The following is a 381-nucleotide window of genomic DNA, read 5'->3' as shown; positions in this document are numbered from 1 at the left end:
TGCAGGAGCAGCTGCTTGGCGGCGGGAAGTACAGCGAGAGCGCCATGGGGAAGATCGACAGGTACCGGACGATCTTCCGGACGCTTCCGTTGGAAGCCGTGAGAAAGGCCAACAGCGCAGCGATGGATGTGGAGGACACCTGGTTTTCCAGGCCGGCCTATGCGGGGGCGCTGGCAGGGTATCTGAAGGCAAACGGTATCACCGCACAGGCTTTGTCGGACGGGGCTGTGGATGCTTCGGCTATGGACGCCGCACGGGCCTATGCCGTCCGGGAGGCCCAGCGGGCGACCTATCGGGATTCCAATGCTTTTTCGGACTTCGTGTCCGGCCTGCGCTACCGGGGGAAAAACCCGGTTGGTCAGGCGGCCAATGTTGTGATGG

The 381-nt window shown here is 63.0% G+C and carries 1 protein-coding gene; it reads left to right on the top strand.

Going from position 1 to position 381, the window contains the following annotated elements:
* Positions 1 to 381, top strand: a 381-nt coding sequence (locus tag NE547_RS18700; protein WP_256176630.1) for a hypothetical protein, incomplete at both ends; no start/stop codon positions are given.

Source organism: Flavonifractor sp. DFI.6.63 (assembly GCF_024462255.1).
GTDB lineage: Bacteria > Bacillota > Clostridia > Oscillospirales > Oscillospiraceae > Lawsonibacter_A > Lawsonibacter_A hominis.
This window is presented reverse-complemented; position numbering and strand designations above follow the sequence as displayed.